The organism is Bacillus sp. NP247, from assembly GCF_018966865.1.
Classification (GTDB): Bacteria; Bacillota; Bacilli; order Bacillales; family Bacillaceae_G; genus Bacillus_A.
Genome location: NZ_CP076653.1, coordinates 401,723 through 422,427 on the forward strand (window position 1 = coordinate 401,723; position 20,705 = coordinate 422,427).

A 20,705-nucleotide genomic window follows, 5' to 3' on the forward strand; every position below is an offset into this window, starting at 1 on the left:
ATGTATTCCCCCTTCTTTTTTTCGTTAATATAATTATTTTGCGTAAAGGCAACTTTCGAACAAAAAAATATAATATGAATGTAAATTCACGCCTAAGTTTCCCTAAGGAAACTTTTTTACATGAGTCAAATTATATAAGCTGGATGCAAATTTGTAAACTAATTTTTACGAATTTATAAATATATAATAAAATCATTATCACTATTAAACAAAATACATTATCCATTCTATGATTTTCTAAAAAGGATATTACTGTGAAAAGTTAGCACTATAGTATATAAACGAAAGAACCTACTCGTATGAGTTGGCTCTTTCTCTACTTATCAATGAAGACAATCTTTAATAATCATTTAAGGTTAAAATATTATGAAAAATACCCTAGCAATAGTTGAACTATATTTCTTCCGTTTGAGAATACCCAATGCGGTCTACAGCAAAAAACTATGATTAAGCTAATAAAAAAGAATTCAAATTACCCCCAAACAACACCTCGCCTCTCGTATTCCATTCTATACTCAACGGCAGCTGCAATTTTAGAGCTTGCGAACCTTTCCGTGATCCAGAGTCCCAAATCAAGTCCTGAAGTGACTCCTCTTGCAGTGATAATATTCCCTTGATCCACAATTCTGTAACGAAGAAGCTCTGCCCCGTATTCACTGATTTCGCTCTGCGCCAAATGGTGCATCGTCGCCTTTTTACCATCCAATATCCCAGCGGCAGCTAGTAGCATACCTCCTGTACAAACTCCAGCAACAATAGTTCCTGCTTTGTGCATCTCTCTAATCATTTTGGTCAAAGTTCCAATCTCTGCTTGCTTTCTCGCCCCACGTTCAGCTTTATGATTCCAGCCACCACCAGGTACAATTAACAAATCTGGACGATTATCCATTCGTAAAAAATCATGTAGTTTAACCGTAACTCCAAACGAAGTAGTAACCTCATGCTTCGGTTCACTTGATACGAATTCAACCGTAAATGGAGCCCCTTCTTCTATCGCTCTTCTCAATACCTCAAAAGGCGCAAAGGAAACAAGCTCTCCGAAGCCGTCAAACAATACAATTTGTATTTTCATTTTTAGAACACCTCATATGTTTTGTTTTATAAATCCCAAAGGAGAAAAAATGTTATCTACAAATTAACAATGAAGCCAAACTTTCTCCCCTTACTCTATAAACTTTCAAATGTTCCTCTAACCCTCTCTCATCATCTAACACACTTAACGTTTTCTTCACAAAATTCCAATTCAAACTACCGGATAACCATAATAATGAAGAAAGTCTCTTATAATCATTTGAGTTTACAATATTATAAGCCTTATACCCTTCTAAAAATGCCCTAGCAACACTTGAACATACTTCATGAGACTGTATTCCTTCTGTTCGGGAATACCACTTTATTAAAAAGGCTAACCCTTCAATACGGTCAACATAACTAATAGATTCAAAATCTACAATTCCTTTTACCTGTTGACTTGAGCACCATAAAACATTCAAAGGATTTAAGTCTGTTTGTACGATAAACTCTAATTCACTCGTATATGCGCACTCTATATGATATTTAGCAAGATCTATATACTCCCGCAATTCCTTACATACGCTTGCCTTACTTTCTAACATATTAATAAACTGGGCATACCCATCCAAATGAGATTTCTTTTGAAAAATCGAACTTTGAAATGCACTAGAAATATCTTGAATCTTTCTTGCTTCCTTTCCAAATGCTTCTGCGATAGCTTCTGTACAAAGTGTAATATGTTCTCCTTCAATCCAATTAGACAATACAAATCGGTACTGTTTATCATTCCAAGTGAAAAACGTAAATGAATCTCCTGCCCTATTCTTGTTAATTTGCATAAAAGGAATCCCCTGCTTGCGTAAATAATACGTATACCGTACTTGCTCTTTCAGTTGTTCGTTTGATAACGCCCCAAAAGCTGGATTAATTGTTCGCTTGCTATTTATAAACCTTGCGGAATACCGCTTTCCATTTACCATTATTTTATAATGCAGATCCGTATTCCAACTATCTTTATGTAACTCTTCTTCCACTGCTAGTGAATGAATTTCTTTAAAATAATTCATTAATAAGTCTTTTATTATGTGTTTCATCCTTTTTTCCTTTCATGTGAAAAAATTGTTATTACACGCTATTTTTTATGATTACTATCTCGATTACTCTAAAAACCAAAATTTTATTCATCGTTAATTACCAATAGTGTTTTTTTCTATATATAAATTTAATAGAGGCAGACTACCATTCTAACTATATCATTCTTACATAATATTCTGCATTCGTTGAGATAGTTGTTGTAAACCAATGCAGTAGTGACTATGTATAGAAAAAAGAGCCAATCCCCTATACAATAGAAGATTGACTCTTTCTTTTATTTATTCACCTGTTTCAGAAAATCGTTTAATCCGTTCACCGATTTCATTGCGAACACGTTGAAACTCAGACCACTCTTTTCCTGCCGGATCATCAAATCCCCAGTGAACACGATGAACGTGCGGAGGTGTCGAAGGACAAACAGAATCTGCGTGACTACAAAGAGTAACGACTAAATCAGCATTATTTAAAATATTTGAATCAATCACATCTGATGTTTGATTTGTTATGTCGATATTTACTTCATTCATTGCTTTCATAGCATTTGGATTCACTCCATGTGCTTCAATACCTGCAGAATATACATGCCACTTATCTCCTAAGTATTGTTTTCCCCAAGCTTCTGCCATTTGGCTTCGGCATGAATTTCCTGTGCATAAAAAGTAAATTGTCTTTTTGTTTTCCATGTTGTTTTCCACCTTTGTTTTAACTTTTTATTGGTTGGTCATTAAAGTATTTACGCTTAAACCAAAAAGCAACGTTTACAAGTGCAATCATTACAGGTACTTCAACTAACGGTCCGATAACGGCTGCGAATGCCGCACCTGAATGAATACCGAACACACCAACTGCTACAGCAATCGCTAATTCAAAGTTATTGCTACCTGCTGTAAATGCTAACGTTGTTGTCACCGGATAGTTTGCACCAATTTTTTTTCCCATAAAGAAAGAAACAAAAAACATCACAATAAAATAAATGAATAACGGAATTGCTATTCTTACTACATCAAATGGTACACTAATAATCATTTCCCCTTTTAAAGAGAACATAACGATGATCGTAAATAGCAATGCAATTAGCGTAAGTGGACTAATCTTAGGTATAAACACCTTTTCATACCACTGTCTTCCTTTTAACTTTACGAATACAAATCGTGTCAACATACCTGCAATAAAAGGGATTCCTAAATAGATAAATACTGATTTCGCAACTTCTGCCATTGTAATACTAACAATAGCCCCTTCAATTCCTAACCATTCCGGGATTACTGTTACAAACACGTATGCATAAACCGAGAAAAATAACATTTGGAATACCGAATTAAAAGCAACTAAACCAGCTGCATATTCTTTATCACCATCAGCTAGATCGTTCCAAACAATTACCATTGCAATGCAACGTGCTAACCCAATCATAATGAGTCCGACCATATATTCTGGTTTATCAGGAAGAAAAATAATGGCTAAAACAAACATAAGTACCGGACCAATAATCCAGTTTTGTACTAAAGATAAAACTAACACTTTTACATCTTTAAATACCCGCCCCATTTCCTCATAACGAACTTTCGCCAATGGTGGGTACATCATTACAATTAAACCAACAGCAAGCGGAATAGACGTCGTGCCAACTTGTAATGTATTCAGACCGTCTACTACACTAGGAAACACAAACCCTAAACCAATCCCAACAGCCATAGCTAGAAAGATCCATAGTGTTAAATATCGATCTAGAAAAGATAAACGTTTCATTTTATTTTCCATCTCCTATTAACAACAAGAATTTTTATCTACCTCATTAGAAGTCGTGCAACAAGATGACTCTTCAATTTTATGAACATCACTATCTGCTTTTGTATAAAAGAATTCCCACTCATTCCCATCAGGATCCGTTACCCAAAACTTATCTTGCACTGCATAGCAACAAGTCGTATCCATCTCATCACGCGCAAAGAAACCTTCTTTTTCTAATCTTGCTTTATGTAATATAATTTCTTCAGCTGTATCCACTTGGAAACCGAAATGATTTACCTGATTTCCATTCACTTCATCTCGTACGTTCAGCGTGAAATTAAGTCCTGGCGTCTCTAATAAAAATTTTGCATAATCCGTTTTCAGTTTAACTGGTGATACACCAAATACCTTCTCGTAAAATTCAATAGACTTCTCTAAATTCGTAACGTTTATACCGACATGAGCATATCTCATGGTTCAATTATCCCCTTTAATTATCATTAATCAATTTTTTTTGATTAATAGATCAAAATTTTAACAGCAACTACCTTTTCCTGTTTTTCTAAAGATACAGCACAATTCTTCTGATAATAAATTATTGACTTCCGCATCATTTAAATCATAATAACTCCACGTACCTTTTGTTTCTTTTACAATTAAACCAGCATCTAATAAAATCTTCAAATGATATGACAACTTAGATTGTGTCATTTCAAAAATCTCTGTTAAATCACATACACACGTCTGTCCTCGCTGGCAAAGTTCATACATAATCTCTAAACGTTTCTGATCAGCCAATGCTTTAAACTTTTTCTCAAATAGCTGAAAATCTTGTGCCACTATAATTCACTCCCTTTCATCAAGTTTTTTTGATGTTTATAGTATATACGACTATTAATCTTTTATGCAACTTATTAATCAAGTTTTTTTGATTAATATACAAACCTTTTCTCCTATCATAAATTTTCTACAAATAAAAAGAACCGTAGCCTTCCCGAAATGGAAAAATTATGGTTCATATCGTAATTTGATTTATTTCCAAACGGTAGTGCTCCATAACTATCAAACTAATAAAATACGAAATCTAAAGCTGATGGTTATGAAGCTCCCCCCTTTTCTATAAACAAAACCCTCCAGAAACATCTAAAATTTGCCCTGTTACCCAGCGACTATCAGAAGAAGCAAGGAACGCTACTGCATCTGCAATATCTTCAACTTGCCCTATTCGCCCGAAAACAGATGAATTCGTAGCAAAATTTCGTATTTCTGGATTATCTAGCAATTTCGTATTAATATCTGTCTTCGTATATCCCGGCATAATTGTATTCACTGTTATACCTCTTTCTCCAAGATGTTTAGCTAGAGGAAGAGTCATCGTATTAAGCGCACCTTTACTTAAACCGTATGCAATTGATCCCGTAAAACCAAGCCGTACTTCGGCTGATGAAATGTTAATAATACGTCCTTGTTCTCGTAGAAGCGGTAATGTTTGCTGAATTAAAAAGAACGGTGCCTTCATATTTACGGCCATAATTTCATCAAAAACTTCTTCTGTCGTATTTTCAATCGTTCCTTGTGTACCTATGCCTGCATTGTTTACTAAAATATCAATCTCTGATGTACCAACTCTTGTTTGTAATTCATTCTTTAATTGTTCTACTAGCTTTTTGACACCATCAATTGAATTAAGCTCAGCTTCAATTAAGAATGCTTTCCCTCCATTAAATTCAATTTCTCTAATCGTTTCATCTGCAGCTGTTTTATTTCGTCCATAGTGAATCGCAACTAATGCACCGTCTTTCGCCAATCTCATTGCAATGGCACGGCCAATGCCGCGACTCGCTCCTGTTACTAACGCTACTTTCCCATCAAGATTTTTCATTTTTTCCATCCTCCCTAAATTTCCGTTTAATAAATCCTACACTTATATTTTTATTCAAATACCAATAATTTTAAATATAGATTTACAGGTAATTTAGTTCGTTCACTTATGATATTATAGTTATAATTTGTGATTTACTTTAGAAAACACAATGAGGAGGCTACACAATGCAAAACGCAGTAAAACTGGATGAAATCGATCATAAAATTATGAACTTGCTATATAAAAATGCGAGAATCTCTGTTTCAGAAATAGGACGAATTATATCAATGACGCAGCCTGCTGTAAAAGAACGAATTAACAAGCTTGAAGATCAAGGGGTTATAGCGGCTTACCGAACGAAATTTGAACCTTCCAAAATTAATAAAAACATCCAAGCATTCATTATGTTCAAAACAAGCCAATGCTCTGATTTTATCCAATTTTGTAATGCTGCTCCTGAAGTAACAGATTTATATCGAATTAGCGGGGAGTTTAATTATATGATGAAGGTCATGAGCGATTCGATGGATTCTCTCGCTGCATTTTTAGACTCTTTAATGCAATTTGGATTATCGTCTCCTTTAATTGTTTTAAAGAGTGAATTTGAGGAGAAATTGTCGTTCTAGTAAGAGGGTACTAAAGTAGAGGAGTAGCAGATATCAAGTTTATGCGGAAAATTCTTTTATAATATAATAAAACCAGCCATAGGCTGGTTCTTTTTCCATTCAATTTCCTACTAAAAAATACCGGGTATAATTCTCCTTCTTCCCTATCCCTGATTCCTCTGCGCCTCCCTAAATTCCTCCTTCACCCCCTCTAACAGCCCTTCTTCCGTAATTAATCGATACGCTGTATTCGCTAATGCTTTTGCCGATGTAATTAACGCTTTGTCTCCTAGTTCTGAACGAGCTGCTTCTCTAAATTCATTCGTATGTGCGATTAAGTCATCTGGGCCGATTTTAATGTACGGATGAATTGTCGGTACGACTTGGCTTACGTTTCCTGCGTCTGTTGACCCGATTCCTACTCTTTCTTTACGGTTTACATCTTCACCTAATAACTCTAGTTCTTCCGCTACGATGTCGTTATATGTTTTTGTTACGAGCAATTCATCGATTTCATTTTGGAATTGATGAATTTTCACTTTCGTGCCTGTTGCTAATGCAGCACCTTGTGCGATGTTTCTTACTTTTTCTGTTACTTCTGCACATCTTTTTCTCGTTGCTGCGCGGATGAAAAACCTTGCTGCTGCATAGTCAGGAATAATATTAGGTGCTTTTCCGCCCTCAGTAATGACACCATGAATTCTCACATCTGACGGAAGTTGTTGGCGAAGTGCGTTAATACCGTTATAGAGCTGAATTACCGCATCTAATGCGTTAATCCCTTCTTCTGGTGAAGCCGCGGCGTGAGCTGTTTTTCCGTAAAAATGAAAATCAAGTGGATCGACTGCTAGTGAAGGACTCGTCGCCGCTGTTTTTCCGCTCGGATGAATCATAAGCGCCGCATCAATGTTTTTAAATAAACCAGCTTTTACATAACTCGATTTTGCGCTACCATTTTGTCCGCCTTCCTCTGCTGGCGTCCCGAATACGACAACTTCTCCCCCAATTTCTTCAAGCGTTTCTGATAATGCGATTGCTGCCGCAACGCTAATTGTGCCAATTAAATTGTGACCACACGCATGACCGAGTCCTGGTAAAGCATCATACTCAGCTAAAAATGCGATAACTGGTCCTTTTTTTCCTGAACTTTTCCGTGCGATAAAACCTGTTTCATGACCTGCTATATTGTGCTGTAACTGAAATCCTGCACTACCTAGTAATAAGCTTAACGTTCTTGATGCATAAAATTCTTGATTACCAATCTCCGGATTCGCATGAATGTCGTGACTTGTTTGTATGTACTTTTCCTTATTTCTTTCTATACTCTCTTCAATTGTTTTTCTTTGTGACGTTATCCCTGTCGCTCCCATTTTTTCTTCCTCCTCTTATTTTCACGTAAAAAAGCCTCTTTCTAAAAGATAGAAAGAGGCTTTGAAATATACATTCAAAAATGAGCTTCTTTCTTATCTTTCAAGTCGTACGCTTGCTGGAATTGGCACAGTATTCATACAGAATCCGCTGCCGAGGTGTCATAGGGCCAGTCCCTCAACCTCTCGTGATAAGAATTTTCATAAAATTATATTAAATTATTTTCATTCTAAGTTCATTTCAACTAAAAGTCAAGGAATTCCTATCCGAATTTACCGAATATCTAAAAATCCTTTTAATACACCAATTGTCTCAGGTGCTTGCAGTCTTGCACATATATATGGAAATTCCGTACTACCTTCAAACATCATTTGAGATGTGAGCGGTGCCCCTGCCCAAAAGATTTCATCATCAATTAATACAAATGGGAATGCTTTATTTTGTCTTTGTAACTTTACGTTTTTTAATGGAACTGGTCCATCACTATAAACCGTTATTTGCGCATTTGTACGCATTAACGCTTGCCATACTCGTTTATCTACTTGCTTCGTACTTGGAAGTGAAATAATGATTTTTCGTTTTGCGGCTAAAATATCTTTTAATAGCCCTTTCGTTTCTTCAAGATTCATTTCCATAAACCAGCGTAATCGTTTCGATATTTTTCTCTCCCATAATTGTCTTGATGTCGTGCGATCATACACATCTCCGTGACGTTCTATATGAGCTGTTAATTGTGATAACGCTTGTTTTCTCGAAAGATTTTTACGCATATAATGGCAATCCGATAATTGAATGAACTTCCCTCTCGCTCTCGTTACTGCTACATTGACGAGACGATGGTTTTTATGGTCAAAGAATAACACACCAGGTCGTTCTTGCGGATAACTATCAACTGTATCAAAGATCATCATATCTCTTTCAGAACCTTGAAACTTATGAACTGTTGCCGCTAATACTGGTATGTGTTGATATTTCGTTTTCTGCAACATTTCTCTAATACACGTCGATAAAAAGCGTGACTGTGCCCTATAAGGCGTAACCACACCGATAGATTGCACACCGTCTAGCAGTCCGATTAACATCATTTGCATCGCTACTAAACCAGACATAATATTAAAACGAGAACCCGAAGCAGCATCTTTTAACGAAAAAGCTCCCATTGAGCTCGTATCAAATAAAACACTCGCCTCATTTGCGAACGGCTGCAACTGTGCAAGTTCTTTACGCTCTGAAACAGATGGATGATCGTATACTCTATTTTTATAAATAAATGAGTTTGTAAACTTCGATATGTCCGCATGCATACGCCTTTGTTCCTGCAACATAAAAAGGTTGGGATGTGCTTCTGATTTATTTACAGAATCAACAATTCCGGCATGATAAAACATATCTTCGCCGAGCCATTTTCGAACGAGTTCATGGTTCGCCATCGCAATAGGAGGCAATTGTAAAAAGTCACCACAAACGACGATACGTTTCCCAAGAGAAGCAGCTAATGCAATTTGAGGAACATATGCCATACTTACTTCATCTACGACAACTAAATCAAATGTACGCTCATAAATAAGCGCATCAATTGCACATTTTGATAAAGTCGCACCAATTACTTTCGCATTTTCAATATATTCTTTTTCTACTTCTTTAATTTTCGCTTTTTGCTTTCGAAGTTCACCTTCTATTTCTTGCATACGCTTCTTATCAGAAGACGTCGCCTTATACGATAGAATTTTTTCACGAAGATCTTGGCGTGTTTCTTCTAAGTAGAGTCTTTCCTCACCCCATGATCCGTTCGTCGTTTCTACTAACTTCGATGCAAGTAACGTTTCATGATTTCGTATATGTTCATGTTGACTATAACCGTAACGAACAATTTCGCCAGGCGTCCATTTCTTTTTCTTTTCAATTTGCTTCGTTACTTCACTCATTAATACGTCCACTGCCGCATTACTATGAGCTAATACAAGTACCGATTTCCCTTTTTGATAATGAGCAGAAATAATACGCGATAAATTGTAAGACTTCCCTGTGCCAGGCGGTCCCCATACGTACGTTGTCGGATTATAAAACGAGCGATACGCTAATTCATTTTTCGTATTTTTCATCTTCTCAATATGCTTCGGACTACTCGTCCCATCAACAAGACGCTTTATACGATTACGTTTCAGCTTATCTTTACGCGCTTCTTTCAATCTCTCTTGTAGTTGCTCTAAAAGTTGCCACGGTTCACTATATAAAACCGCTTCTCGTATTTCGCCTTGTATATAATCATTTAACTTCAGCTCTATTTCTAATCCGTGTACAGATAATACTTCCCCTGTCGCTTCCTCACCATCGAACTCAATTCGAATTGGTGAACCTTCAGGTAAGCTTACTTCCGAAATAAGCTGAAATACATACACTGTATTTTCATAATCTGTATATAAAAAACGACCGTTAATGATAGAAATTTTACTACCACCTATCGTTTTCCAATGTTTAATTTCATATGCTAATGCATAGTGCCACTCTTTCATCGCTTCCGATAATGAAGGAGTTTGAGTAGGTGTATTCATAGTATAATCTCCTTCCTTCTCCCCAAACATACTTTCTCACTATACCATATAACACGCTAAAATTTGTAAGGTTTTTATCTTGCTTATTTTCTCAATATTCAATATTATTTTATATATAATTTTCAGAAAGAAGGAGTACACATGCCAGTTAGAAGAATTGAACACGTAGGACTTATGGTTGCAAACTTAGAGACATCTATTTCATTTTACGAAGAAGTAGTCGGTTTACAGCTTATTAAACGTATGGGACACCCTAACCCAAACTTAAAACTCGCTTTTTTAGGTGTAGAAGAATCGAAGGAAACGATACTCGAATTAATTGAAGGCTACAACTCTTCCCTTCCAGCAGAAGGAAAAGTACATCACATTTGCTTTAAGGTAGATTCATTAGAAGATGAAATTGAAAGACTAAGAAAACACGAAGTAACATTTTTACTAGGAGAAGAAATCGAGACATTACCAGATGGAACACGTTACATATTCTTCGCTGGTCCTGATGGAGAGTGGATTGAGTTTTTTGAGACGGAGAGATAGAAAAGGATCGGGATTTTGATCGATTTATTTGTTATGCATATCTTTAGTGTAGTGGTAAAAATCTCAAACAATCACACTCACATACACCCTCTTAGCCCCTTAGCTTGATGCGATGTGGTGAGCCCTGTTTATGTAATCAATTTTTTTATAAAAATCTTATATATAGCTAAAAAGAATAACTCCATTTTGATCACTCTTTTTCAAAATGGAGTTTTTGTATTTACTTTTAAATAAGGATTGAAGAGAGTTTTCTAATCAATCTTTATTCTGAAGCTACAGACCGATCATACATTATGTTCGTTTTTCAATTGGTAGTTTAAATGTAAAAGTACTACCTTCCCCTAATTCACTTTCAACGGTAATTTCTCCTCCGTGTAGTTCGACAATCCATTTTACCATCGACAATCCTAAACCTGTGTTTCCAATGTTTGAAGATGTTCGTGCTGCATCAACTCGATAGAAGCGTTCCCATATTTTCGCAATATGTTGCTCGCTGATGCCTATGCCCTTATCGGAGACTTTACCTATTATGTTGGTTTCATCACGGAACAGTTGCATATTCACAATGCCATCCGCTTTGCTATAAGCAATCGCATTCGTTAGTAAATTCATTAATAAACGCATCATCAATGTTTGATCTGCTTTAATAAACAGGTCTTCCTCTATATTTGTTGTTATATCAATCGAAGCTTCTTGAACCATTAATAAAAGCTCTTCTACAACGATTTCCGTTAATTCACTCATATTGATACATTCAAATTGAAAAGTATCATGCTTTCCTTGGTCAACTCGTGCTAATAATAAGAGTTGTGAGATTAACGAGGACATTTTACTCGATTGCCTTAAAATTACTTCTAACGATTCTTCCATTTCTTTCGGATTATGCCTCTGCGATAAGGCGTATTCGCATTGCGAAATAATAACAGATGTTGGTGTTCTTAATTCATGAGATGCGTCAGATGTAAATTGTTTTTCACTTTCAAATGATGTCTCCAACCGCTCAAACATTTTGTCAAAGGTTTGTGCTAAATGATACATTTCGTCTTTCGATGAACCTTGTAAATTAATTCTCTTCGAAAGGTCTTTACCATCACCAATTTCACTCGCTGAATCGCTCATTTGTTTCACAGGTCGAAACGCTCTTTTCGTAATAAAATAGCCTCCCACTGCCGCAATGAGAATAAGTAATGGAAATGTGATGAGTGTTACCCATATAATCGTATTCATAGTTGATGATAATTGATTCATGGTCATTATTCCACGAACCCAGACTTGCTCATCGCCGCCTACATGATAGAGAAAATCATATACTATCCATTCTTTATTACCGTCTTTAATGGTTTGTATTTCATCTGATTTAAGCGATACCTTTTTATTAAAGCCTGTTTTTCCTGCCAGCAGCTCACCTTGCTTACTATAAATGAGGATATTTACTCCATCTTCCAAAGTTTCAAAATCTTCGTCAATCTTTAACTGCCCATGCTTATATTCGATATCTTCAATACTTTCTTTTACTGTGCTCTTCAATTGATTTTTCATATTAAAAAGCACAACTTTATCTGAAGAAGTTAAAATAAAAGCTAACACGAGTGCCATAATAATTACAACTAACCCCGTATACCACAGGGTTACTCTCATTTTTATTGATAGTCTTTTCATGATTCTACTCGCAATACGTAACCAGTGCCTCGTACCGTATGAATTAACTTCGTTTCAAACTGGCTATCAATTTTTTTACGAAGGTATCGGACGTAAACATCAATAATATTCGATCCACCTTCATAGTCGTAATTCCACACATGTTGCTCAATTTTATCTCGTGTCAACACAACTTCTTTATTACGAATCATATATTCTAAAATAGCAAATTCTTTACTGGAAAGATTGATAACTCGATCTCCCCTTGTTACTTTATGCATATTGCAATCCACCACTAGGTCCGCAATTTCAAACACATTAGATGTGTTTCCTTTTTTTCTTCGCATCAACACTCGAATTCTTGCTAATAATTCATCAAAAGCAAACGGCTTTACTAAATAATCGTCCGCACCTAAGTCGAGTCCTTTTACGCGATCATCAATTGTATCTTTAGCTGTAAGAAGCAAGACAGGAGTTGTATTATTGTCCGCGCGTAATCTTTGTAATACTTGTAAACCATCTATTCCGGGAATCATAATGTCAAGCACAATCAAATCGTAGGTAGCCATGCTTATATAATCCAAGGCATCTTCTCCACTCCCACATCCATCGACACTATAATATTCTGCATTTAATCGTTTTACCAATATATTTTGTAAGTCTTGTTCATCTTCGACAATAAGCACTCGCATTAACATTCTCCTTTTCTTCTTATTTATATGTATCACTATAATTCCAAAACATTAAAGAAAGATTAGAAACTATTTAATTATATCATTTTATTTTTTTGTACATTAATCTTCCTTTAATGTTTATTCAGTAATATAAAGACAAGGATAAGGCGCTCAATTAAAGGGAGGAAAACATGATGAGAAACTGGATAATAATTGGAGCAATGTCTTGTTTATTCTTAACAGCTTGTTCTACTCAAACTGATAACGATACAGAAATACAACAACTGAAAGTGGAAAATGATAAATTACAAAAAGAAGTTGCTCAACTACAAAAAGAACCACACAAAACAGGGCCTGCTATGAATGATACTAAGCAAACACAAGATTTCAAAAACGAAGTCACATCTATTGTAGAAAAGGCAAATAACACGAAACCAGTTGGAGCAAAAGAAGATAACTTAAATACGTACTTAGTAGCAAAAAAAGAAATTGACCAATTAGATGACAAGATAGATCTATCTGATGATCAGCTAGAAGCAGGTTATCACGCTGGAACGATAACTGTTGAACAATATCAAATACAAGAAAGAGAACAAGATATACTTGAAGATCAATTAGAGCACGCAGAAAATGCACTTGAAGCAAGATTTGGAATAGATGATTAATCATTAAGGAGTGGATGAAAATGTTAAAACATAAAAAGAAAATAATTATAAGTATAATTTCTACTTTAGTAATTGGTATCGCTATTGTTGGTGGATATTATGGTATGGGTTACAATTATGCAAAAAAGAATGACAACTACACAGAAAAACAAGTTCGTGAAATTGCTTTAGCACATACAAATGGAGAAATTATTAATGTAAAAAAAGAATTCGAATTAGAAGATGACAACTTAACACAATCTAAATTTGAATATGGAGTGGAAATCAAGACACCTGAGAATCTATTAAATGTTTTAAAAGTTAGCGCTAGAACAGGCGTAATAGAAATCGATAATGAAGATTAAAAAATATTGATAAATAAAATATCACGTATTTAAAAAAACTCCTAACAAGATTTGTTAGGAGTTTTTTCACGTTTATACTCCACTATTCTAAAAGGGAGCCCGCTACATCGCTATCAAACTTAGACTTTAACGTACGCTATAAATGGAAATTTCATGTTTTTAAAACACCGAACTTCATTTTTATCATTTTGGGCAACCTGTTCTGTTAAGTCGATATGCATGTGGTGCTATTCCCTAAAAAAAGACTGTCGAAGTAAAACCCCAGAAATCCAAAGATCTCTGGGGCTTCATTATATATTTAGCTCTTTTTGCTTTTTATTTTGTTTATGTCTATAAAGCAATTTTCGACTTATGAGAGAAATCAGTAATAAGATCAGTACTAGTACGAAAAGTTGCATATATGATAAATTAAAATATTTAGCACCTGTAACAAGTAAAAGTGTAGAAATCGTACCTTTTACAATGAAAAAAATAATAATCCATAACCCGCCTTTTTTCCAGTTCATTTTTATTTTATCCCTTCCCACGTTTAAATTCATAAAAAATCAGTGATAATTTTTGAAAGTGACACCTTAATGGGAATCTATTACATTAATAGAAAAGTAGACTTTTTTACAAAAATCATCTCCAATTAAATGTGACGACTTCATATTAAATGAAAACGATATTCATTGTCAATTTTATTTAATATTTTTAATTCCAAGCTTCTCCATAATAGCATGATTTGAATAACCATTCTTTTCATCTCAATTACTTTCCACTTTGTTTCTTCTGGATAATGTGTAAGGGGCTAATAAAGTTATGTGAAGTACCCACCACTTAGTACCTCTTACGAGCTTACTTGAAGTGTGGGCTTCTCGGTTCATCGCTACTTTTGATAGCTAAAGAACTTGTCTTAAAACAGCCGAGCTAACTCCCTTGTTCCAAAGGCTATTTCATTACCAGCGCTAATAAGCGTATGGCTTCCTGTTTGAGAGTGATAGCTGCATTATAATCACGACTTATTTTTAGTCCACACGAACACTCATATGTTCTTTCAGATAGTAACATTTCTTTTTTGTTTCTACAATCGCCACACATCTTTGTAGAAGGAAATCACTTATCCTGTTTTCCTTGTTCTTGTAGCTTATATGCTAAGTAAGCTTCATTACATTGCTTGGAAATATTAAAAATCACAAGGAAAAGAAGCTAACAATAAATTGTTAACTTCTCAGCTTAAGGTAAAATAGTATCTTTCCTTATTTTTTACTATCTAGGTTGTGATTTAATATTGGTAAGATGAGCATCAAACATATCAATTATTTCAAGAAACCTATCAGCTTCACGAAATACATGGTCTGCTAATAATGGATGAATGATACTCTTTATTTTACATTGCTCAATTAAATCACGTGCCGTTTTCTTAAAATCCCGAAGAGATGTGACTGACACACGATTTTGATCTAAAAATTGATCTAAAAGAGGAACTGTTTGAGATTGTGGTTTCATAGATTCTAAGTCAATTGCTTGATACATTAATTCATCAAAATCATTGCTGAAATTCCGTGCTGTATCTACAAGCTTTCTTTCCGATGGATCAAGAAGATGACCAATAAATTTAGCATGGTCTGCCATAATCCTTAAAAAGAAAACATTTTCTTTAATAATAGCATCAGGAAGGGCATCTAATTTACCTTCATTTAATTCAATTAAACGTTTTCTAAAATAATCAGCTTCCCTACTCGTATGGTCAACTAACAGCGGAAAATTATTTTGCCCTGGCAATTTACATGTGAGAATTAATCCTAGAATTTTTCGTTTAAATCCCCAAATATTAGTTGCAGCTTGTTGTACTTCTGAATTAAATCTTTTTATTTGCCCAGGATCTGTTTCATTTGTATAGGAATACGCTATTTGTTCGATATGTTCAAACAATCGATAAAATTGATTAGCTTCTTCGATTAGTTGGGTATCCTCACATCTAAACCCCAATCGAAGAAAAAAAGAATGTTCCTTCATGATTCTAGACCAAAAACGAATTTCATTTAATGATCGTTCAACAAACATTACAGACGTAACACCCGTATCAGGATGTAATGAGGTTTCATCCCTATTCATTCTTAATCCCCCCAGTAAATACTATGCTAGTTCCATTCTTATGAGTAAATATAAATATAAATGCCATCAATAAAAATCCATTATGATATTGAGCAGGTCCTTTTGGAAATAAAGAAAAGACACCATCGGGTGCCTTTCTCTGACTTGATAACCACATTTTATGTTTAAATGTACCTAGCTTATATTTTGTATTTCTTATAACTCTCCCCCTGCACACGAGAAGTGCATAGTATAAATAATAAAAAAGAAGCAGAAAATCACTCGCGATTTCCTGCTTCTTTTTTAAATTTAAGTTCTAGATACATACATCGCTTCACGCGAAATTGCTATTTTCTAGTACACAATAACTGGATCATTAGTATTCAAACTATCATATACAGTTTTTGCAACATTAGGAAGAAGGTTAACACACCCGCCTGATCCCCCTGTTACATAGGCATTATTCGCCCAGTTTGTTCGCCAGCCAGCATCATGGAATCCTTGACCGCTATTTGTGAATGGAACCCAGTAATCTACTTTAACTGCATAATCAGCTTTACCTACTGCGCTGCCTTTCAACGTGTATGGTGTTCGTTTATATAGGACGTACCACACACCTGGTGATGTATCTTCACTCGTGCTATGTTTACCGGTTACTACATTTGTTGTAACTACTAATTTTCCATCTTTGTAAATCCAAATTTGTTGCTCTGCAATTGAAACTTCCGCATACGTGTCTCCGATGCCATTATTCGATGTTGTTTCATAACCGATCCCTTCCTTCTCCCACCCATTTCCGTGAATATTAGAAGCAGAAAGTGATTTTTCGCCTTTCTCAAAGGCTTGTTGAACTTGTTTTGTTTCTTTTTCAACATCTAGTGCCCAGCCATAGCCTTGTCCTTTTACTTGTATAACCGAACCAGAATGAGTTTTAAATGTGAAATCTTTATTTAATGTTGATTTAGCATTATTAATTTCAGCAATCTTATTCTTAATGTCGCTCGCATCGATTGTAACTTTCATATCCTTTGACATAGAAGCATTTTGAATTAAATCTTTCGCTTTTAAAGGATACACTTCATTCTGCACTTTATAATCAATGGACTGCCCAAGAAGATCCTGTAGTGCTTGCTCCTCTTTTTTGACAATCGGATCGTCTTCTTTAATAGGCTTTATGTATGTAGACTTCAGATGAATTTCGCTTTTATACTTCTGCTTGTCATAATCTTTCAGTAGATTAGTAATGTCATACTGCTTTCCTTCAACACTTTTCGAGATAATAACTTTGCCTTGTTCGAGCTTCGCCATAGCATCTTGAGGTGCTTTTAATTCTTTATTCATTGAAACGAGCTTTTCTTCTACAAGTTTTTTCATCGTTTCACTACGATACTGATCCGCCTTTTCTGGTAGCAATGAATAATTTTTTTCCTTTAAGGAAGGGAAAAATGTCCACTGACTTTTTAATAGTTTCTTAACTTGAGGCAAATCTTTTTCCGTGAGTTCCGTTTTTGTATCTTTTTCATCTAAAATTTGTTGTTGATCGACATAGACTTTGTTTGCTAATCCAGATGTTTTTAATTTCTGTATTGCCTGATCAGCGCTCAAACCACCGACTTTTGTGTCGTTAATCGTAACATTCGAATTAAAGTGAGTTGCCTGATAATAACTCACTCCCCCAATGAGAAGTACAATTATACCAATGCCCGCTGCGATAAACTTCCAATTTGTAAAACGTTTGCTTGATCTTACTCGTTTTCTATCAACTTCTTCAACTGATTCATTTACTGTATTGTTGTTCATCAATCTTTCCCCCGTATACATTAACGTCAATCGATTTTAAACCAAAACCATTGACTAGTGTACCTTATTTTTCCTGAAATTTCATTATTTTTGACTAGATTTTATCGCAATTAATTGATTTTATTTAGATTTCTTAATAGAACGACACATAAAAATGGTAGATATTTTTTTCAATTCACGCTAAATAGTCCCTTACAAGTAATAAATCATTATAAAAAGTGTTCCCACTCTATGCCTATCAATCTAACAGAACAAGTCGCTCCAAAAACGCTAAAAATGAACTTCGGTACTCATCCTAGATAGAAAAAATACCGTTTTTTCGTTATGCGGGATTTTATTTTGGTAGCTTGATAGTGACGTGGCGGTACCCTTATATATTAAAACACCTGATTTACACGGAGATGCTTATACTATTTTTGATTGCATCAGGAGTATAGGCACGTTATAATAATCACCTAATTATATGTAAAGAGGTGCAGAAAATGAATAAGACAGAATTAACAAAAGTAGTAGCAGAAAAAGCAGAACTTACACAAAAGGATGCAGCTGCAGCGACACAAGCTGTATTAGATGCTATAACAAATGCGCTAGCAAATGAAGAGAAAGTACAGATTCTTGGTTTTGGTACATTTGAAGTGCGTGAAAGATCTGCACGTACAGGACGTAACCCACAAACAGGTGAAGAAATGCAAATTGCTGCCTCAAAGGCACCTGCTTTTAAGGCTGGAAAAGAATTAAAAGCGGCAGTGAAATAATAATACATAGTGAAACAGGACCTGATATATGAACATCAGGTCCTGTTTTTTATTTAGTGGATTCTACATTGTCCGGTTAATTATTATTCATCTAAATACATTAATACTACTAATGAATGAGTACCGCTAAGACGTTAAATAATAATAATCCATTCATGTGTTCTCACACCCCCTATCTATAAAATAATTACAAAACACATAGAGTTTAACTATTTTAGAGTATGCTTAAAAAATATGATAAAAACTTATCCCTAAACTGAGGACACACAAGACAAGCGCAGGTATTGCCTTCTTAAAGGGATCTCTCGCTAATACAATAAGAGTAAGTGCAGCTGCAAGCATCGTACCTCCTAACAATAATCCTGCTAATAAAGCTAGTATTGGAACCCAAATCCCTATCAACATTCCAATCGCTCCTACAATCTCAAAAGCTCCAGTTAAGAAATTTAAAAAAGAAGGTAAACCAAATCGTTTGAACTCATCTGCCATTTTCCCGGATATAATTTTCGTTCCTGTCATTAAAAAGAACACAAACAACACAACACCAGGAAAAGACATTCCAAATATGGAACGCCTTCTTTGATTTTATAAAATCATTCACTTAAATCTATTTTCCAAATATACCATTCAACACTCTGAAATATTCTAATTAACATAATCACTTATTTAACTAAAGATATTAGCTAATTGCATAACGCTCTTCTGACTTTTCTTGCGAAAATTAGTGGATCATCAACGTCTTCGATATTAACGTAAATCAAATTTGGATCATCACATAACCACTCATTGTGTATAGACGAAACTATTATTCCTTGTTTAATAATTGTAGCAACAAATTCAGTGACTTCCTTCTGTAAGAGCGCTATCCGGCCTAGACATAATGCCCGTCCAGTTTTATTATCTCTTGATTCGAATGAAAAAGAAGTTGTTACCCTAAAACGTTTTCCCAAGATTGTTGCTTGTATTTCATCCCGATTTATTGTTACCACGCATTTCCCACCGGCGAATCCTTTTTGACCGCCGATAATTCTTGCAAACTGTTGACAAATTGATTCATCATTAATTGTCATACCTTCAATCATCTCCCTTTTACTGTTAGGTTATGAATTCATACATAGGTCTGAAACGGTAATGAATCTATTTGGTTACAAAAAGATGATGGCAAACTAACGAAATCTATTAGCCAAATTATTTTTGATCATATGAATTGTTACCAGAGTCTAAATGATGTATATAATATTCATTCTTAATTTACATAACATCTTATTATCGATAGTATCCAAGGAATCTAGCTTGGTCGTTTTAGAGATGTTTCAAAATCATTTTTCTTTTAGTGGAAATGAAAGTAAATTTCTATTCAAAAGTTTACTTTGGTAAATACATAAAAATCAAAAATGCAATTTAACAGAGCCGACAACAAAAAGAACCACTTTCTGTTAGAGAGTGGCTTTGTATAAGTACCGTTACTACATATTATAGAGCTCGTATGTAAGTAATTACTTACATGCATATTTCCTTTTTCACTGGAAGAAGAACCCTTATTCCATTACTTTCTAATCAGTCTCGTTAAAGCCATTCCAAGAAATCCAACACCCATTCCTATCATCCATCCAGTTTGGGCACTTCCTAACATAGATCCCACTCCTCCACCAAGAAACATGCAGCCAACGAATACTAACCCTCCAATTCCCCAGTTCGGCCGATCCATAATTCAATCACACCCTTTCAATAAAACATATGCTATTAGCTAACTAAACTTTCTTGCATATGAATGGATGGAACGCTTTAATGGTGTGGTTACGAAGTATATAGACAACTATTTGTTTTGGTTTCGTTTTTTATAATTGCACAAGCAATTGGACAAGAATTTGCGAAGAAAAACAATGGTGTTGGAAGCTTGTAAGCAAGTGAATTTTATGACAACGGCAACATTATCAGTCCAGCTTATTTAAAACAGGAAAATCCCGTATTCCATAAAGAATACGGGATT

At 34.9% G+C, this 20,705-nt stretch carries 22 protein-coding genes, 1 pseudogene and 1 riboswitch; of the genes and pseudogenes, 5 read left to right on the plus strand and 18 right to left on the minus strand.

The window, feature by feature from the left end; translation table 11 throughout:
- Positions 1-472 precede the first annotated feature (472 nt).
- The 7 genes from KPL75_RS02185 to KPL75_RS02215 all read right to left on the minus strand — a co-directional run bounded on the left by KPL75_RS02185 (position 473) and on the right by KPL75_RS02215 (position 5,722).
- Complete coding sequence (locus KPL75_RS02185) at positions 473-1,072, minus strand: DJ-1/PfpI family protein (protein WP_219919225.1); 600 nt, start codon at positions 1,070-1,072, stop codon at positions 473-475.
- 52 nt (positions 1,073-1,124) lie between these two features.
- A complete protein-coding gene (locus KPL75_RS02190; protein WP_219919226.1) occupies positions 1,125-2,108 on the minus strand; it encodes a phosphotransferase in 984 nt (327 codons plus the stop codon).
- Positions 2,109-2,387: 279 nt separating this feature from the next.
- Positions 2,388-2,792: an arsenate reductase (thioredoxin) gene (gene arsC, locus KPL75_RS02195; RefSeq protein WP_219919227.1), complete on the minus strand. Its 405-nt coding sequence runs from the start codon at positions 2,790-2,792 to the stop codon at positions 2,388-2,390.
- A 19-nt stretch (positions 2,793-2,811) separates the two neighbouring features.
- Positions 2,812-3,858: an ACR3 family arsenite efflux transporter gene (gene arsB, locus KPL75_RS02200; protein WP_219919228.1), complete on the minus strand. Its 1,047-nt coding sequence runs from the start codon at positions 3,856-3,858 to the stop codon at positions 2,812-2,814.
- 18 nt (positions 3,859-3,876) lie between these two features.
- Positions 3,877-4,314, minus strand: a complete 438-nt coding sequence (locus KPL75_RS02205) for an ArsI/CadI family heavy metal resistance metalloenzyme (protein ID WP_002146806.1) — start codon at positions 4,312-4,314, stop codon at positions 3,877-3,879.
- A gap of 60 nt (positions 4,315-4,374) precedes the next feature.
- A complete protein-coding gene (gene arsR, locus KPL75_RS02210) occupies positions 4,375-4,680 on the minus strand; it encodes an arsenical resistance operon transcriptional regulator ArsR (protein ID WP_219919229.1) in 306 nt (101 codons plus the stop codon).
- Between the two features lie 277 nt (positions 4,681-4,957).
- Entirely contained in the window at positions 4,958-5,722 is a 765-nt protein-coding gene (locus tag KPL75_RS02215) for an SDR family oxidoreductase (protein WP_219919230.1), read from the minus strand.
- Between the two features lie 167 nt (positions 5,723-5,889).
- On the opposite strand from KPL75_RS02215, the gene KPL75_RS02220 reads away from it, so the two are divergent.
- Complete coding sequence (locus KPL75_RS02220) at positions 5,890-6,330, plus strand: Lrp/AsnC family transcriptional regulator (protein ID WP_219919231.1); 441 nt, start codon at positions 5,890-5,892, stop codon at positions 6,328-6,330.
- Between the two features lie 143 nt (positions 6,331-6,473).
- Here KPL75_RS02220 and KPL75_RS02225 read toward each other — a convergent pair whose 3' ends face one another.
- A complete protein-coding gene (locus KPL75_RS02225) occupies positions 6,474-7,679 on the minus strand; it encodes a M20 family metallopeptidase (protein WP_219919232.1) in 1,206 nt (401 codons plus the stop codon).
- Positions 7,680-7,769: 90 nt separating this feature from the next.
- Positions 7,770-7,874: riboswitch (SAM riboswitch) on the minus strand.
- Positions 7,875-7,949: 75 nt separating this feature from the next.
- Positions 7,950-10,259, minus strand: coding sequence for an AAA domain-containing protein (locus KPL75_RS02230; protein WP_219919233.1), 2,310 nt, complete (start codon positions 10,257-10,259; stop codon positions 7,950-7,952).
- 111 nt (positions 10,260-10,370) lie between these two features.
- On the opposite strand from KPL75_RS02230, the gene KPL75_RS02235 reads away from it, so the two are divergent.
- The gene (locus tag KPL75_RS02235; protein ID WP_002146799.1) at positions 10,371-10,763 is read left to right on the plus strand and encodes a VOC family protein; all 393 of its coding nucleotides are present in this window, start codon (positions 10,371-10,373) and stop codon (positions 10,761-10,763) included.
- Between the two features lie 291 nt (positions 10,764-11,054).
- On the opposite strand, the gene KPL75_RS02240 is transcribed toward KPL75_RS02235, so the two are convergent.
- Positions 11,055-12,422, minus strand: coding sequence for a sensor histidine kinase (locus tag KPL75_RS02240; protein ID WP_219919234.1), 1,368 nt, complete (start codon positions 12,420-12,422; stop codon positions 11,055-11,057).
- Positions 12,419-13,093, minus strand: coding sequence for a response regulator transcription factor (locus KPL75_RS02245; protein WP_219919235.1), 675 nt, complete (start codon positions 13,091-13,093; stop codon positions 12,419-12,421). Before KPL75_RS02245 ends, KPL75_RS02240 begins: the two co-directional genes overlap by 4 nt.
- 176 nt (positions 13,094-13,269) lie before the next feature.
- Between KPL75_RS02245 and KPL75_RS02250 the strand changes: the two genes are divergently transcribed.
- The gene (locus KPL75_RS02250) at positions 13,270-13,740 is read left to right on the plus strand and encodes a hypothetical protein (protein ID WP_219919236.1); all 471 of its coding nucleotides are present in this window, start codon (positions 13,270-13,272) and stop codon (positions 13,738-13,740) included.
- 20 nt (positions 13,741-13,760) lie between these two features.
- Complete coding sequence (locus KPL75_RS02255; RefSeq protein ID WP_219919237.1) at positions 13,761-14,084, plus strand: PepSY domain-containing protein; 324 nt, start codon at positions 13,761-13,763, stop codon at positions 14,082-14,084.
- A gap of 290 nt (positions 14,085-14,374) precedes the next feature.
- On the opposite strand, the gene KPL75_RS02260 is transcribed toward KPL75_RS02255, so the two are convergent.
- From KPL75_RS02260 to KPL75_RS02275, 4 genes and pseudogenes are all read right to left on the minus strand, one after another.
- Positions 14,375-14,590: a hypothetical protein gene (locus tag KPL75_RS02260; protein WP_001104095.1), complete on the minus strand. Its 216-nt coding sequence runs from the start codon at positions 14,588-14,590 to the stop codon at positions 14,375-14,377.
- Positions 14,591-15,014: 424 nt separating this feature from the next.
- Positions 15,015-15,227 (minus strand): annotated as a pseudogene (locus KPL75_RS02265) (zinc ribbon domain-containing protein); the annotation flags it as partial.
- 105 nt (positions 15,228-15,332) lie between these two features.
- Positions 15,333-16,181 (minus strand): DUF2935 domain-containing protein, encoded by an 849-nt coding sequence (locus KPL75_RS02270; protein ID WP_002146788.1) that lies wholly within the window; start codon positions 16,179-16,181, stop codon positions 15,333-15,335.
- Between the two features lie 333 nt (positions 16,182-16,514).
- Positions 16,515-17,960, minus strand: a complete 1,446-nt coding sequence (locus tag KPL75_RS02275) for a L,D-transpeptidase family protein (protein ID WP_219919238.1) — start codon at positions 17,958-17,960, stop codon at positions 16,515-16,517.
- A 482-nt stretch (positions 17,961-18,442) separates the two neighbouring features.
- Between KPL75_RS02275 and KPL75_RS02280 the strand changes: the two genes are divergently transcribed.
- Positions 18,443-18,715: an HU family DNA-binding protein gene (locus KPL75_RS02280; RefSeq protein WP_219919239.1), complete on the plus strand. Its 273-nt coding sequence runs from the start codon at positions 18,443-18,445 to the stop codon at positions 18,713-18,715.
- A gap of 225 nt (positions 18,716-18,940) precedes the next feature.
- Here KPL75_RS02280 and KPL75_RS02285 read toward each other — a convergent pair whose 3' ends face one another.
- From KPL75_RS02285 to KPL75_RS02295, 3 genes are all read right to left on the minus strand, one after another.
- Positions 18,941-19,273 carry a DoxX family protein gene (locus tag KPL75_RS02285; RefSeq protein ID WP_219919240.1) on the minus strand — a complete coding sequence of 111 codons (333 nt, stop codon included), beginning with the start codon at positions 19,271-19,273 and terminating at the stop codon, positions 18,941-18,943.
- A 125-nt stretch (positions 19,274-19,398) separates the two neighbouring features.
- Positions 19,399-19,797, minus strand: coding sequence for a DUF1259 domain-containing protein (locus tag KPL75_RS02290; protein WP_219919241.1), 399 nt, complete (start codon positions 19,795-19,797; stop codon positions 19,399-19,401).
- Between the two features lie 464 nt (positions 19,798-20,261).
- Positions 20,262-20,423 (minus strand): hypothetical protein, encoded by a 162-nt coding sequence (locus KPL75_RS02295; protein WP_219919242.1) that lies wholly within the window; start codon positions 20,421-20,423, stop codon positions 20,262-20,264.
- Positions 20,424-20,705: the final 282 nt, after the last annotated feature.

Coding starts and splice junctions, on each gene's coding strand:
- KPL75_RS02185 (WP_219919225.1), bottom strand. CDS start 1,072: ATGAAAATACAAATTGTATTGTTTGACGGCTTCGGAGAGCTTGTTTCC.
- KPL75_RS02190 (WP_219919226.1), bottom strand. CDS start 2,108: ATGAAACACATAATAAAAGACTTATTAATGAATTATTTTAAAGAAATT.
- arsC (WP_219919227.1), bottom strand. CDS start 2,792: ATGGAAAACAAAAAGACAATTTACTTTTTATGCACAGGAAATTCATGC.
- arsB (WP_219919228.1), bottom strand. CDS start 3,858: ATGAAACGTTTATCTTTTCTAGATCGATATTTAACACTATGGATCTTT.
- KPL75_RS02205 (WP_002146806.1), bottom strand. CDS start 4,314: ATGAGATATGCTCATGTCGGTATAAACGTTACGAATTTAGAGAAGTCT.
- KPL75_RS02215 (WP_219919230.1), bottom strand. CDS start 5,722: ATGAAAAATCTTGATGGGAAAGTAGCGTTAGTAACAGGAGCGAGTCGC.
- KPL75_RS02220 (WP_219919231.1), top strand. CDS start 5,890: ATGCAAAACGCAGTAAAACTGGATGAAATCGATCATAAAATTATGAAC.
- KPL75_RS02225 (WP_219919232.1), bottom strand. CDS start 7,679: ATGGGAGCGACAGGGATAACGTCACAAAGAAAAACAATTGAAGAGAGT.
- KPL75_RS02230 (WP_219919233.1), bottom strand. CDS start 10,259: ATGTTTGGGGAGAAGGAAGGAGATTATACTATGAATACACCTACTCAA.
- KPL75_RS02235 (WP_002146799.1), top strand. CDS start 10,371: ATGCCAGTTAGAAGAATTGAACACGTAGGACTTATGGTTGCAAACTTA.
- KPL75_RS02240 (WP_219919234.1), bottom strand. CDS start 12,422: ATGAAAAGACTATCAATAAAAATGAGAGTAACCCTGTGGTATACGGGG.
- KPL75_RS02245 (WP_219919235.1), bottom strand. CDS start 13,093: ATGCGAGTGCTTATTGTCGAAGATGAACAAGACTTACAAAATATATTG.
- KPL75_RS02250 (WP_219919236.1), top strand. CDS start 13,270: ATGAGAAACTGGATAATAATTGGAGCAATGTCTTGTTTATTCTTAACA.
- KPL75_RS02255 (WP_219919237.1), top strand. CDS start 13,761: ATGTTAAAACATAAAAAGAAAATAATTATAAGTATAATTTCTACTTTA.
- KPL75_RS02260 (WP_001104095.1), bottom strand. CDS start 14,590: ATGAACTGGAAAAAAGGCGGGTTATGGATTATTATTTTTTTCATTGTA.
- KPL75_RS02270 (WP_002146788.1), bottom strand. CDS start 16,181: ATGAATAGGGATGAAACCTCATTACATCCTGATACGGGTGTTACGTCT.
- KPL75_RS02275 (WP_219919238.1), bottom strand. CDS start 17,960: ATGAACAACAATACAGTAAATGAATCAGTTGAAGAAGTTGATAGAAAA.
- KPL75_RS02280 (WP_219919239.1), top strand. CDS start 18,443: ATGAATAAGACAGAATTAACAAAAGTAGTAGCAGAAAAAGCAGAACTT.
- KPL75_RS02285 (WP_219919240.1), bottom strand. CDS start 19,273: ATGTCTTTTCCTGGTGTTGTGTTGTTTGTGTTCTTTTTAATGACAGGA.
- KPL75_RS02290 (WP_219919241.1), bottom strand. CDS start 19,797: ATGATTGAAGGTATGACAATTAATGATGAATCAATTTGTCAACAGTTT.
- KPL75_RS02295 (WP_219919242.1), bottom strand. CDS start 20,423: ATGGATCGGCCGAACTGGGGAATTGGAGGGTTAGTATTCGTTGGCTGC.